12 protein-coding genes are annotated in these 13,397 nt (G+C 71.5%); 2 read left to right on the top strand and 10 right to left on the bottom strand.

What is annotated here, in order from left to right; all coding sequences use genetic code 11:
• Nucleotides 1-59: 59 nt before the first annotated feature.
• The 4 genes from AB0J36_RS17140 to AB0J36_RS17155 all read right to left on the bottom strand — a co-directional run bounded on the left by AB0J36_RS17140 (nt 60) and on the right by AB0J36_RS17155 (nt 4,081).
• Nucleotides 60-1,037: an NAD-dependent epimerase/dehydratase family protein gene (locus tag AB0J36_RS17140; protein WP_357131516.1), complete on the bottom strand. Its 978-nt coding sequence runs from the start codon at nt 1,035-1,037 to the stop codon at nt 60-62.
• Nucleotides 1,038-1,119: 82 nt separating this feature from the next.
• The gene (locus AB0J36_RS17145; protein WP_357131519.1) at nt 1,120-2,808 is read right to left on the bottom strand and encodes a cation acetate symporter; all 1,689 of its coding nucleotides are present in this window, start codon (nt 2,806-2,808) and stop codon (nt 1,120-1,122) included.
• Nucleotides 2,789-3,154 carry a DUF485 domain-containing protein gene (locus tag AB0J36_RS17150; RefSeq protein ID WP_355048660.1) on the bottom strand — a complete coding sequence of 122 codons (366 nt, stop codon included), beginning with the start codon at nt 3,152-3,154 and terminating at the stop codon, nt 2,789-2,791. The genes AB0J36_RS17145 and AB0J36_RS17150 overlap by 20 nt, the downstream gene beginning before the upstream one ends.
• Before the next feature lie 174 nt (nt 3,155-3,328).
• Nucleotides 3,329-4,081: a flavin reductase family protein gene (locus AB0J36_RS17155; RefSeq protein WP_357131821.1), complete on the bottom strand. Its 753-nt coding sequence runs from the start codon at nt 4,079-4,081 to the stop codon at nt 3,329-3,331.
• Nucleotides 4,082-4,529: 448 nt separating this feature from the next.
• Here AB0J36_RS17155 and AB0J36_RS17160 point away from each other — a divergent pair, with 448 nt between their 5' ends.
• On the top strand, nt 4,530-5,315 hold the full coding sequence (locus AB0J36_RS17160; RefSeq protein WP_363660847.1) for a helix-turn-helix transcriptional regulator: 786 nt from the start codon (nt 4,530-4,532) through the stop codon (nt 5,313-5,315).
• The gene (locus AB0J36_RS17165) at nt 5,312-5,512 is read left to right on the top strand and encodes a DUF397 domain-containing protein (protein WP_363660848.1); all 201 of its coding nucleotides are present in this window, start codon (nt 5,312-5,314) and stop codon (nt 5,510-5,512) included. Before AB0J36_RS17160 ends, AB0J36_RS17165 begins: the two co-directional genes overlap by 4 nt.
• Here the strand turns inward: AB0J36_RS17165 and AB0J36_RS17170 are convergent.
• The 6 genes from AB0J36_RS17170 to AB0J36_RS17195 form a co-directional block, all read right to left on the bottom strand.
• Nucleotides 5,509-7,218, bottom strand: a complete 1,710-nt coding sequence (locus tag AB0J36_RS17170) for an ABC transporter permease (RefSeq protein ID WP_363660849.1) — start codon at nt 7,216-7,218, stop codon at nt 5,509-5,511. The genes AB0J36_RS17165 and AB0J36_RS17170 overlap by 4 nt on opposite strands.
• Nucleotides 7,203-7,967, bottom strand: a complete 765-nt coding sequence (locus tag AB0J36_RS17175) for an ABC transporter ATP-binding protein (RefSeq protein WP_355048664.1) — start codon at nt 7,965-7,967, stop codon at nt 7,203-7,205. The genes AB0J36_RS17170 and AB0J36_RS17175 overlap by 16 nt, the downstream gene beginning before the upstream one ends.
• 288 nt (nt 7,968-8,255) lie before the next feature.
• Nucleotides 8,256-9,896, bottom strand: coding sequence for a cation acetate symporter (locus tag AB0J36_RS17180; RefSeq protein ID WP_357131532.1), 1,641 nt, complete (start codon nt 9,894-9,896; stop codon nt 8,256-8,258).
• Nucleotide 9,897: 1 nt separating this feature from the next.
• Nucleotides 9,898-10,311 (bottom strand): hypothetical protein, encoded by a 414-nt coding sequence (locus tag AB0J36_RS17185; RefSeq protein ID WP_355048671.1) that lies wholly within the window; start codon nt 10,309-10,311, stop codon nt 9,898-9,900.
• A gap of 44 nt (nt 10,312-10,355) precedes the next feature.
• Nucleotides 10,356-12,161, bottom strand: coding sequence for a DUF4173 domain-containing protein (locus AB0J36_RS17190; RefSeq protein ID WP_363660850.1), 1,806 nt, complete (start codon nt 12,159-12,161; stop codon nt 10,356-10,358).
• Nucleotides 12,162-12,346: 185 nt separating this feature from the next.
• Complete coding sequence (locus AB0J36_RS17195; protein WP_357131824.1) at nt 12,347-13,348, bottom strand: HAMP domain-containing sensor histidine kinase; 1,002 nt, start codon at nt 13,346-13,348, stop codon at nt 12,347-12,349.
• Nucleotides 13,349-13,397: the final 49 nt, after the last annotated feature.

Raw genomic sequence — 13,397 nt, forward strand, 5'->3', positions numbered from 1 at the left:
GCGAGGGCCACTACCGCCCTCAGGTGACACTCAGCGATCGGCGGTCCGCCGCGAGCCGGTTACCCTAGCCGCGCCCGGAAGTACTCGATCGTGCGTCGCAGGCCGTCTTCGGGCGTCACGGCCGGCTCGTATCCGAGCAGTTCACGGGCGAGGGTCAGGTCGGGGCGCCGCATCTCCGGGTCGTCCGCGCTGCGCGTGATGTACGTCACCTCCGAGTTGCTGTCGGAGAGTGACACGATCAACTCGGCGAGTTGACGCATGGACATCTCGTGCTCGGTACCGCAGTTGACCGGCCCGGTCTCGGTCGAGTCGAGCAGCAGCAGGATGCCCCGCACCAGATCCTCGACGAAGCAGATTGACCGGGTCTGGTTGCCGGTGCCGTGCACGGTGATCGGCTCGTCACGCAGCGCCTGGGAGATGAAGGTCGGGATGGCGCGACCGTCGTCCGGGCGCATCCGCGGGCCGTACGTGTTGAAGATCCGCACGATCGCGGCGTCCAGCCCCCGGTACCGGTGGTACGCCATGGTGGCCGCCTCGGAGAAGCGCTTCGCCTCGTCGTAGACGCTGCGGACGCCGATGGGGTTGACGTTGCCCCAGTAGGTCTCGCGCTGCGGGTGCTCCTTCGGGTCCCCGTACGCCTCGCTGGTGGAGGCCATCAGGAACCGGGCGCCGTCGGCGACCGCGCGGTCCAGCAGGTGCAGGGTGCCCACCGACCCGACCCGGAGGATCTCCACCGGAAGCTGGGCGAAGTCGGTGGGGCTGGCCGGCGAGGCCATGTGCAGGATCGCGTCGAAGCGCTCGGCCAGCGCCGGGTGGTGCGTCGGCAGGCCGTCGGAGAGGTCCGCCTCGACCAGGGTGAAGGTTGGCCGGTCCAGCAGGTGGGCGACGTTCTCCTTGGAACCGGTGACGAAGTTGTCCAGGGCCACCACCGTGCACCCGCGGGCGATCAGCGAGTCGACCAGGTGCGACGGAACGAAACCGGCGCCGCCGGTGACAAGAACGCGGTGACCAGACCCAAAGCGCGTAGCAACCTTCATGCCGGTCAGCCTACCGACTGAAGGAAGGGCCCCCTGCTAACGCCTGGCGTTGTACAGGGGGCCCTTCCTAACAGCTAGCGCGTCAGTGCGCACCCGCGCCGGTGAGGGCGCGGACCTCCAGCTCCGCGTACTTGTCCTCGTCGTGCTCCTTCGAGATGAGCGTGCCGACGAACCCGCACAGGAACCCGAACGGGATGGACAGGATGCCCGGGTTGGACAGCGGGAACCACTGCCAGTCGTGGTCCGGGAACATCGACGTCGCCGCGCCCGACACCACCGGTGAGAAGAACACCAGCACCACGGCCGAGATCAGACCGCCGTAGATCGCCCATACCGCTCCGGAAGTGTTGAACCGCTTCCAGAACAGGCTGTAGAGGATCGCCGGCAGGTTGCCCGAGGCGGCGACCGCGAAGGCCAACGCCACGAGGAACGCCACGTTGAGGTTCTGCGCGTAGATCGACAGCAGGATCGAGATCGCGCCGATCACCAGGGCGGAGATCCGGGCGACCCGTACCTCCTGGCGCTCGGACGTCTCGCCCTTCTTCAGGACGTTCGCGTAGAAGTCGTGAGCCAGGCTGGACGAGGAGGCCAGGGTCAATCCGGCGACCACGGCCAGGATGGTGGCGAAGGCGACCGCCGCGATGATCGCCAGCAGGGCCGCGCCACCCAGGTCACCGCCGAAGAACTCCAGGCCGAGCGCCTCGGCCAACTGCGGCGCGGCGGTGTTGCCGGCCTTGTCCTGCGCGATGATCGCCGGACCACCCACCATCGCCGCCGCGCCGAAGCCGAGGGCCAGGGTGAGCAGGTAGAAGGTGCCGATGATGCCGATGGCCCAGAGCACGCTCTTACGGGCCGCCTTGGCGGTCGGCACGGTGTAGAAGCGGATCAGGATGTGCGGCAGACCGGCCGTGCCGAGCACCAGGGCGATGCCGAGCGAGAGCAGGTCCATCTTGTTGTAGAACGTCTGCGTGGCGTTCCCGGCGACCTCCACCCCGTACCGCAGGCCCGGTTCCAGGAGTTTGTCGCCCTTGCCGGACGCGGAGGCGGCGGCGCCGAGCAGCTCGGACAGGTTGAAGTGGTACTTCGCCAGCACCAGCACGGTCATCAGCAGGGCGCCGCTCATCAGCAGGAACGCCTTGACGATCTGCACGTACGTGGTGCCCTTCATGCCACCCACGGTCACGTAGATGATCATCAGGGCGCCGACCATGATGATGGTCGCCACCTTGGCCGTGGCGGCATCCATGCCGAGGAAGGTCGTCCCGGGCTTGATGCCGAGCAGCAGCGCGACGAGCGCGCCGGCGCCGACCATCTGGGCGAGCAGATAGAAGATCGAGACGGTGATGGTGGAGACGGCAGCCGCCGTACGCACCGGACGCTGCCGCATCCGGAACGCCAGCACGTCGGCCATCGTGTACCGGCCGGAGTTGCGCAGCAGCTCCGCGACCAGCAGGAGGGCCACCAGCCAGGCGACCAGGAAGCCGATCGAGTAGAGGAAGCCGTCGTAGCCGTAGAGCGCGATGATGCCGGCGATGCCGAGGAACGAGGCGGCCGACATGTAGTCGCCACCGATCGCCATGCCGTTCTGGAAACCGGAGAAGGAGCGGCCGCCGGCGTAGAAGTCCGTGGCCGTCTTGGTCTGCCGGCTGGCCCAGATGGTGATGCCCAGGGTCACCGCCACGAACACCAGGAACAGCGTGATGGTCAGGTTGCGGGCCGTGTGGTTCGTCGCGTCGGCCGCGAGGAGCAGGTCAGCCGCGTGGACCGTCATCGTGGGTCACCTCCCCGATCTCGGCACGGATGCGGTCGGCCACCGGGTCGATCTTCCGGTCGGCGTACCGGGAGTAAAGCCAGGCGATCAGGAACGTCGAGACGAACTGGAGTAGGCCGAAGACCAGGGCAACGTTGATGTTGCTGCCGAACAGCTTCGTGCCCATGAAGTCCCGGGCGTACGCGGAGAGAATGACGTAGAGCGCGTACCACAGGAAGAACGCGACGGTCATCGGGAAGACGAAGCCGCGCAACGCGCGCCGCAACCCGGCGAACTCGTCTGACTGTTGTACGGCCAGGTACTTGTCCGGCTGGGAAGCGGTCGGCGCGGGTGTGTCCGTGGACATCTGTGGATCACCACCTTCACAGGCGTCGGGGGTAGTTGCGCGCACCGTAGGAGGCACGCTCCCCGCCGGGGAAGGTCGAGATCGACGCCGGTCGTCGAGTGCGCCGAGCGGTTGGCTGGGTGCGCCGAGTGACCTACGTCACCCCGGTGACCGGTCGCGCTCCCAGGCCCCTGGTCAGCCCGGCAGCTCGAGGTACCGCCCCCGGTAGTGCAGCAGCGGGGTGGTGTCCTCGGCCAGGTCGACGGCCTCGATGGTGGCCTCCACCAGCAGGCCCCAGCCGTACTCCCGGGCGGTGTCCAGCCGGCACCCCGCCCAGCCGCCGGCGTCGGACGGCACCGGCCCGTAGGGCGTGTCGGTCCACCCGCCGGAGGCGAAGAGCCCTCCCGGCGCGGGAAAGAGGCCGGCGAAGCGGTCGGCGAGCTGCCGGTGTGGCGGGCCGAGCGGCGCGACGGCGAACCGACCCGCCTCCTCGACGGCGGCCCAGAGGTCGGACTCCGGGTCGATCAGCCCGAGCAGCCGGTCCGGCTCCCCCTCGGCGACCAGTGTCGACGCGACCGTCAGACCCGCCGGGCCGGGCGCCGTCCAGAGGGTGACCGGCGCGGCGAGCCGACCCCGCAGCCGGCGGGCCGGCGACCGTTGCCCGGCCGGCACCGCGAACGGATCGGTGTGGTGGATCTCGGCGCCCGGCTCATGATTCACGTGAAACATTGTGCCGCCCCGGCCGCGCACCCAGCCCAGAAAACGTGCGTGCAGGTCGGCGGGTCGCCCGCTCAGCCGGGCGAGCTGATCGCCCGCCTCCGCCATCAGCGTGCCCAGGTAGAACAGCAGCGCCGTGCGGTCGTCCCGGTACTCGGCCAGCAACGCCAGCCGCGCCGGTTGGCAGGGCCAGTGCGCGCCGCAGCCGCGACACCGCCACAGCGGTCGCATCGGCAGGTGCGGCCGACTCACTCCGCACCGCCGGCGGCTGGCGGGAGGCAACACTTCGGTGAGCGTGATGCCGGTGAGTCATCTTGATGACTGACAGGCATCACGCTCGTTGGGGTGTCAGGTGCCCGCACGTGACGCGCCACACCGCCGTGTGCCGGCTCGATCGCGCCCGGCACGGTCGTCGCCGCCACGTTCCTCATCGAGTACGACCACCGCGCCCCGCCCCGACCAGGAATGAATCCGAGCACGGCTGACCTCCTCCCAGTGGATGCGAGGGCCGCCCCGATCGGGGGAGTGACCGGGACGGCCCCGACGCAGGACCGACCGCCGGGTCATCGCCTCCACCAGCCGGGCCGCGTGCTCTCCACCCTGGACGGCGCGGCGCGGACACGGGAGGATTCCAGGGCTTACTACGCTGCGCAGTCACGTACTTACCGGAGAGGTAAGGATGAACATCGAGATGTGGGTACGGGCGTTGAAGGCCGCCCGCGCCGGTGCCGACGTGTCCCAGGAGGCGCTGGCGACCCTGATCAGGTGGAGTCCGTCCACGGTGGCCGCCATCGAGACCGGCCGTCGCCGACCGACGATGGAATTCGCGGTGGCCGCCGACGAAGCCCTGGCCACCGGCGGCCTCCTCGCCGAACTCCTGTCGGCTGCCGATCGTCAGCGGTTGCCGACATGGTTCGTCCCCTGGCGTCATCATGAGGAGCACGCGATTCGCCTCTGCGAATTCGAGCCCTGCTTGATTCCTGGTCTGCTGCAAACCGAGGACTATGCCCGAGCGGTGATCTCCGCCGGGGGCCTGAACCCTGCGGATGTGGTGGATGAGTTGGTCGCGGTTCGGCTCGACCGGCAGCGGCTCTGGCATCGCGCCGAGCCGCCCCAGTGTGTGTTCGTCCTGGACGAGGCCGCGCTGCGACGTCCGGTAGGCGGGCCGGCGGTACTTGATGCGCAGCTTGGCCGACTGATGGAACTCGCCACCATGCCGAGCGTCAGATTGCACATCGTCTCGCTCGACATCGGGGCCCATGTCGGGTTGACCGGTGGCTTCCTGCTCGCCGAACTCGCGGATGGCGAACGGGTGACCTATGTGGAAGACGTCGCCCGAGGACACGTCATCGACGATCCGGACGTCGTGCGTCTGATAGGTCGGAAATGGGATAGCCTGCTCGGCGAAGCGCTGCCCACCAGCGCCTCGCTGGACCTGATCCGGAAGCTGAAGGTGACTCCATGACCCTTGCTCATCCGCGTTGGCGAACGTCGACCAGGTCCGGCGACACAGGCGGCGCGTGCGTCGAGGTGGCGGATAATCTGCCGGGTGTCGTGCTGGTGCGGGACAGCAAGGATCGGTCCGGGCCGGTGCTCACGTTCAGCCCGTCGGCCTGGACCGGATTCCTCGCTGCCCACGCGTCTCGCGGCCCGGCCGCCTAGCGGCGTGGCGTGACGGTGGCGAGCAGTTCCGGCTGACGTCGGTCCAGCACGTCACCGGCCAGGTAAGCGCCGAGCAGGGCCGCACCCAGCCCGTACGCCGCGCCGACCGGGAGGGCCAGCCACAGCCAGGCCTCGCCGAGCAGCGCGGCGGCCACCACCATCGGCACCGCGACGGCCGCCGAGGTGACCATGGCCAGCAGGGTGAGCAGCCCCTTCGCCATGCCCGCACCGCTGTTCATCCCGAACGGGTTGCTCGTCTCCGGCAGCGAGTACGCCCCGAGCACCGAGACGAAACTGTTCACCGCCAATCCCGCACCGTAGGTGGCGAGCAGACTGCCCACCATCAGCCCGATCCACTCCGGTCGGCTGAGCAGCGCCGACAGCACCACTGCGATGATCGCCAGCATCGGCAGGACGTACAGCGAGAAGGCGGTCATCCGCGCGCGTAGCTCGACGCGACCCGGCACGCCAGCCACGACGTTCGCGGCGTACGCGCTGCCGTCGAAGCCGAACTGGTTGGCCAGGGTGACCGAGGCGAGTACGCCGACGAAGAGAAGCGAGATGGTGACCACGACCGGTGAGCTGTCGCTGGCGGCCGCCGTGAACCCCGCGTTCTCGGCCGCGAAGTCGCCGCCCATGACGTTGATCAGGACGGGCACGAAGATGCCGACCACCGCGATGGTGATCAGGTTGGCTCGGCGGCGGGCGTCCCGCCACCAGTAGCGGGCCTCCCGGGCGACGAGCGCGCCGAACCGGTCCCGCCGCGCCCAGGTGGCGGCCCGGGGGAAGAGTTGGGCGACCGCGCCGCCGTCGACGCCGCGTCGCGCCGGTGCCCGGCCGGCGGTCGCCGAGCCCACCATCGCCGACTCCAGCGACCGCGACCACCAGGCCAGCAGCGCGCCGATCGCCGCCAGCGTGATCAGCAGCTTGAGCGGGGCGGCCCACACCCGTCCCTGCGCCACGTCGATGCCGGCGGTCCACGGCGCCCCGAGCGGCGTCCACCCGAGCACCGACGCGGCTCCGGTCAGTCGGGTCCAGTCCGTCTGGCGCAGCGCCGCCAGGCCGAACACCTGCAACGGGCCGAGTAGCGCGGCGGTCACCGCCAACAGCACGGCGGCCAGGTCGCGTACCCGACGGGACCGCAGCATGCTGGCGAAGGCGCTGGTCACCGCGCGGCTCGCGGCCACACAGAGCAACAACCCGGCGAGTACGCCGAGCACGGCCACGACACCGGCGGACCAGCCGCCCAGCGCCCAGGCGGTCAGTACCAGCCCCAGCGAGGCGATCGACGCCGCCAGCACCGGCACGCTGACCAGCGCGGCGGCGAACAGGCCGACGACAAGGGTGCGGCGCGGCAGCGGCAGCAGCGCGAACCGGGCCGGGTCCAGTGTCTCGTCCACCCCGAAGAAGACCAGCGGCAGCAGCAGCCAACCGAGCACCAGCAAGGCCCCGCCGGCCGCCGCGACCAGCACCGCGTACCGGCCGTTGCCCGTCATGCCCGGCGCGGCGAACAGGAAGAAGCCGCTGGCCGCGAGCCAGAGGCCGACCAGCGCCCCGCCGACGAACATCGCGATCCGCCAGCCCTGGCCCCGGAAGTTGTTGCCCATCACCCGGAGCTTGAGCCGTACGAAGTGCCGCGCGGAGACCCGTCGCGCCGGAGCGGCGGGCGCCGTGGCCGCGGTGGCCGGGTTCACCGAGACAGCCATGACAACTCGTCACCGGTCGCGGTGCGCCCGCCGACCACCTCGACGAAGACCTGTTCCAGCGACCGGTCGCCCCGGACGTCCGCGATCGTGCCGACCCGCTTGATGGTGCCCTGGGCCAGGATCGCCACGTGCGAGCACAGCCGCTCGACGACCTCCATCACGTGACTGGAGAAGACCACCGTGCCGCCGCCGGCCGCGTACCGGGTGAGAATGTCGCGGATCAGCGCCGCCGACACCGGGTCGACCGCCTCGAACGGCTCGTCCAGCACCAGCACCCGGGGCGCGTGCAGCAACGCGCAGGCCAGGCCGATCTTCTTCTTCATGCCCGCCGAGTAGTCCACCACCAGCGTCCGGCCGGCGTCGCCGAGCGCCAGGACGTCCAGCAGCTCCGCGGCCCGCTGGTCGACCACCGCCGGGTCCATCCCCCGCAGCAGCCCGTGGTACGCCAGCAGTTCCGCGCCGCTGAGCCGGTCGAACAGCCGGACACCGTCGGGCATCACGCCGAGCAACTGCTTGGCCGTGACCGGGTCGCGCCACACGTCCTGGCCGAGCACCCACGCCGAGCCGGCGTCCGGCCGTAGCAGGCCGACCGCCATCGACAGGGTGGTGGTCTTGCCGGCCCCGTTCGGGCCGAGCAGCCCGTAGAAGGACCCGGCCGGTACGTCCAGGTCGACACCGGCGACCGCGACCGTGCCGTCGAACCGTTTAGCCAGACCACGCAGCACGAGCGCGGGATGTTCACCAGTCATGGCCCGACGTTATCCGCCGACCGCCAGATCCGCCGTCCGGCGACAGGCGGACGCACGATCATTCCGGAGGCGTAGCCGCCCGGCTTGATCCACTCGTGTTTCGTGATGCTGCGGTATCCCCTCCGCCCGGACACCCCTATTTCAGTGATCCCGAGTAGATCAACGCCCTCGCGGCGCCGATCTTGCAGTTTCGGTTGTCCATAAGCGTGAGATGTCGTCTTTGTCGCCACAGAAACTACAAGATCGCGGGGCGCGGGGCGGGGGGCGGAGGGGGCGGGGGGCGGGGGGCTACAGGCGCAGGGCTTCGGGGGTGTGCAGGCGGAGCATGGTGGCCGCTACGTCGGCCGGTGCTCGGCGGCGGGTCGCCATCGACACCGCGACCATCACGGTGAAGGCCAGCGGCACCGTCCAGGCGGCCGGCTGCGCGGTGAGGGTGGCGGGCCAGCCGGACAGCGGCGGGCCGAGGACGGTCACCAGCACCGCGCCGATCGCCGCCCCGCCGCCGGCCAGCACCCCGGCGGCCGCGCCCAGGTCGGTCAGACCGCGCCACCAGATGCCCAGCACCAGCAGCGGGCAGAAGCTCGACGCGGCGACGGCGAAGGCCAACCCGACCACCTGTGAGACGTCCAGGCCGGAGACGTGCAGGGCCAGCACCGCCGGTACGCCCCCGGCGATGACGGTCGCCCAGCGGAAGCCGCGTACCGAGCCGCGGCCGAGCACGTCCGTCGAGATCACCCCGGCGACGCTGGTCAGCAGGCCCGACGAGGTGGACAGGAAGGCGGCGAACGCTCCCGCCGAGACCAGCGCGGCGAGCAGCCGCCCGGTGAGCCCGTCACCGAGGACCGCGCCGGGCAGCAGGACCACCACCGCGTCTGTCTGCCCGCTGACGAGCAGTTGCGGGGTGTAGATCCGGCCCAGCACCCCGTACAGGGTGGGTAGCAGGTAGAAGACGCCGACCAGGGCCAGCACCACGAGCGTCGTGCGGCGTGCCGCCGCGCCGTCGGGGTTGGTGTAGAAGCGGACCAGCACGTGCGGGAGACCCATCGTGCCCAGGAAGGTGGCCAGGATCAGCGAGTACGTGCCGAACAGGCCCCGGTCGTCGGCGCCGGCGGCGCTGGGCAGCAACCAGTCCGCCGCGTCGGTGGCCACCCCGGACACCTCCGGCACCGGGTCACCGGCGGCGAACGACAGCTCGTCGCCGGGGCGTACCTCCCGAATCTCACCGTCGGCCAGGGTGAGGGTCGCGCGGTGCTCGACCACGACGGTGGTCGCGGCCCGGAACGTCGGCCCGTCCGGCGGTGTCACCGCCGGGCGGGCATCGGCCTGCCACTGCAGCGCCAAGAAGATCACGGGTACGGCGAGAGCGGTCAACTTGAGCCAGTACTGGAACGCCTGGACGAAGGTGATGGCCCGCATCCCGCCGAGCGCCACGTTCGCGGTGACCACGGCCGCGACCAGAAGGGCACCCACCGGGTACGGGGAGCCGGCCACCGTGGCCAGCGTGAGCCCGGCACCCTGTAACTGCGGCACCAGGTAGAGCCAGCCGATGAAGATCACGAAGGCGGTGGCGAGGATGCGCAGGCGGCGTGACCCGAGCCGTAGTTCACAGAAGTCGGGCAGCGTGAACGCGCCGGAGCGGCGCAGCGGCGCGGCCACGAACAGCAGGAGAGCCAGGTAGCCGGCGGCGAAGCCGACCGGGTACCAGAGCACGTCCACGCCGTACTTGAGGACCAGGCCGGCGATGCCGAGGAAGCTCGCGGCCGACAGGTACTCCCCACCGATGGCGGCAGCGTTCCAGGTCGGACTGATCGCCCGCGAGGCGACCAGGAAATCTGACGTGGTCCGGGCCAGCCGCAGCCCGTAGAAGCCGATGCCGACGGTGACCAGGGTGACCGCGACGATGGCCGGAACCACGTAGTCGTTGCCCACCTCAGTGCTCCGGCCGCTGCACCAGGTCGGTGAAGTCCTGCTCGTTGCGCTCGGCCAGCCGCACGTACGCCCAGCCCACCGCGATCAGGAACGGGAACGACGCCACCCCGAGCAGCAGCCAGGGCAGGTTGACGCCGGCCACGGTGGTCCGGCCGAGCGACGGCGCGATGGCGAACAGCCAGGGCAACCCGCCCAGCCCAATGACGACCACCAGCGACAACCGCAACGCCAGCGCGAGCTGGGCCCGGACCAGGCCACGGACCAGCGCCTCGCCGACCTGGGTCTGCTGGGCCAGCTCGGCGCGGGTCCGCTCGGAGCGCGTGTCGCGCCGGGTGATGTCGGCCAACACGATCCGGGCCCGGCGGGGCGGCGGAACCGCACCGCCCGACCCCACGTCAGGGAGTTGCTTGGCCACCCCGGCAGTCTTGCCCGCCTCGCCGGATTGTCAAGCGTCGACGCTCACCAGCCACGCGGGACGAGGCAGTGCGAGGCCGGGCCGATCACCGGGATCCGGTCCAGCTCGGGGCGGGCGCGCTCCCGTCCGAGGTTCGTCGCCCAGACACCGTCCCGTGGCAGTTCGACGGCGAGCCGGGACAGAGCGCAGATCCGCATCGGCTCGGGCAGCCGGGCCAGGGCGGGTACGGCGTCCGCCGAGAGGCCGGACACGTAGTCGACGTCCAACCGGCCGGTCTGCAGGTACCTGTCGACGTTCCGGTCGGCGATCAGCCGATCGGGGTTGACCAGGGCCAGCCCGAGCAGCGCCAGTACCGCCGTGCCGATCACCAGTCGGGGCAGCCAGGTGGCCCGCAGCCGTACCACGGCTACGCCGACCAGCACGAACAGCAGCCCGAGCCACAGTTCGACGGTTGCCACGACGAGCCGCAGGCGGGTGGCGCCGTACGCGTCGGCGTAGACCTGCATCCGGTAGAGCGCCGAGGCGACGATCACCAGGCTGAGCGCGGTCAGCGCCCCGAGCAGCGCGCGGACGAGCAGCCGGTCGGTCCGTGTGGCCTTCGGTGCCCGACGGGCCGCGACGGCGATCACCAGCAGGGTGAGCCCGGTGACGGCGAGCAGTTGCCAGAAGCCGCCGCGCGCGTACTGCGCGTAGGTGAGCCCTGCCGTGCGCAGCACGTGCCCCGAGCCACCGAACAGCACCGTCAACTGGACCAGTACGAACGCCGCGAACAGGGCGTCGAGCAGCACCAGCGGAAGCGTCCACTCGAGCCGGTGCGCCGGCCGCGCCGGCCCAGGCCGCAGGCCGTCGAGGTTGGGCGGTCGACTGACCAGGTACGCGGCACCCAGCAGACCGCCACCGATCAGCAGCAGACGGAACGTCCACCCGATGGTGCCGGGAACCGAGATGTCGGGCAACAAGCCGCTGACCAGGTCGGCGAAGACCGCGTCGGCGGAGGAGAAGAGCAGGCCGAACAGCATCAGCAGACCGGCGGAGATCGCCACGCTGGTCAGGACCCGTCCGACGGCGATCCCCGAGCCGGCCGGTCGGGTGTCGCGCAGCCCGCGTACCGCCCAGGGGAGCGCCCGTACCGTCGCGGCCGGCGGCAGGGTCGCGGCCAGCAGCATCCCGAGCGGGCTCCGCCCGCCGGTCACCGCGAGCGTCCCGGTCACCACGGCGGCGAGCAGGCAGAGCGCGAAGAGCCAGCCGGCTGCCCGGAGGGTACCCACGCCCACCAACGCGACGGTCGCGGCGGCCCAGACGACCTGCGCCGCCCGCCCCGATGCCCCCGTGGCATCGGGACGGGCGATGGCCGCCGGGGTTACCCCGTCCGTCGGCGTGGCCCGGTCCGCCGGCGTGGCCCGGTCCGCCGGCGTGGCCTGGGCTGCCGGCGTGGCCTGGGCTGCCGGCGTGGTCGGAGCGGCCGGACCGGCCGGACCGGCCGCCGTGGCCGGCGTGGTCGAGGTGACCTGGGCCGTCGGGGCGGCCGGGGTAGCCGGGCTGGGCTGGCCGGTTGCGCTGGGCTGGGTCGCCGGACTCGTCGGACTGGGTGAGGTGGTCGGTGGCGTCGGTGTCGCCGACGCGGGTGGAGTGGTCGACGGCTTCCCCCGAACGACGGCGGCGACGGCCAGCGCGGCGGTGCCGGCCAGCACGGCCACCAGCCAGCCGAGTCCGGGACGAACCATCGTGATCGTCGACGCGCCGAGGACGGCAGCCGCCGTGAGGGCCGCCAGGACGAGCGGGCGCGCGGCACCCGATGGCCCTGGCCAGCGCCGCTCGATCAGCGACGGTGGCCGGGGTACAGCCGCCATCGGCTGGGGCCAGGCCGGAAGCGGCCGTCCGGCGGGGCCGGTCGGCGGTGCCGCTGGGCGACCGGTCGGCGGTGCCGCTGGGCCTCCGGTCGGCGGTGCCGACGGGTTGGCGGTCGGCCGCGCCGGTGCTTCGGCGACTCGCGTCGCCGGGCCGCTGGTCGGCGGCGGAGTGCTGCCAGGGGTGGTCATGCGACCTCTCCTCGGTCTGGGCCGTTGTTCGGGATGGTGACCTGGATGCGGCAGCCCGGACGGGCGCCCTTGGCGGCGCTGACCGGGTCGAGGACCGCGATCCGGCCGCCGTGGAGTTCGACGACCCAGCGGGCGATGGCGAGGCCGAGGCCGGTTCCACCCCCGGCGGCGCGGTCGCCGCGGGTGAATCGTTCGAACACCCGCGACCGCTCGGCCGTCGGGATGCCCGGTCCCTCGTCGCTGACCTCGAAGTGGAGCTGGCCGGCGTGTTCCTCGGCGCTCACCCGCACGGTGCCGCCCGGCGGACTGTGTCGCGCCGCGTTGTCGAGCAGGTTGGTGAAGACCTGGTGCAACCGCCACGGGTCGGCGTGCACGGTCAACGGCGTCGCCAACTCGTGCAGCCGGAAGTCCACGTCCAGCCCCGCGCCGGCCGCGCTGGCGGTGGCGTGCTCCACCGCCTCGTCGAGGAAGTCCCCCACGTCGATGGTGACCCGGCGCAGTGGCACCACCCCGGCGTCGAGACGGGACAGGTCGAGCAGGTCGGCGACGAGATGACCGAGCCGCTCGGTCTGGGACAACGCCGCGCGCAGTGCCGCCGGCTCCGGCTCGGCCACCCCGTCCACCATGTTCTCCAGTACGCCCTGCAACGCGGTGATCGGCGTCCGCAGCTCGTGGGAGACGTTGGCGATCAGCTCACGCCGCCGCTGGTCCGCCGCGTGCAGGTCCTCGGCCATCTTGTTGAACGCCTGGGCCAGCTCGCCCACCTCGTCCCGGGAGGTGGCGCGTACCCGACGGGTGTAGTCGCCGCGGGCCATCACCCCGGCGGCGGCCGTCATCTCGCGCAGCGGCGAGGTCATCCCGTGGGCGAGCACCTGCGAGGTGACCAGCGCGATGCAGATGGCGGTGATCGCCGTGCCCGGTGGGAGCCAGCCGATGCCGTACCAGAAGTAGCCGATGGCCACCGCCCAGGAGGCGACCAGCAGGACACCGAGCTTCATCTTGATCGAGCGGACCGGGTCGAGGGGGCGGGGAAGCACCCGGTTCAGC

Source organism: Micromonospora sp. NPDC049662 (assembly GCF_040675055.1).
Classification (GTDB): Bacteria; Actinomycetota; Actinomycetes; order Mycobacteriales; family Micromonosporaceae; genus Micromonospora.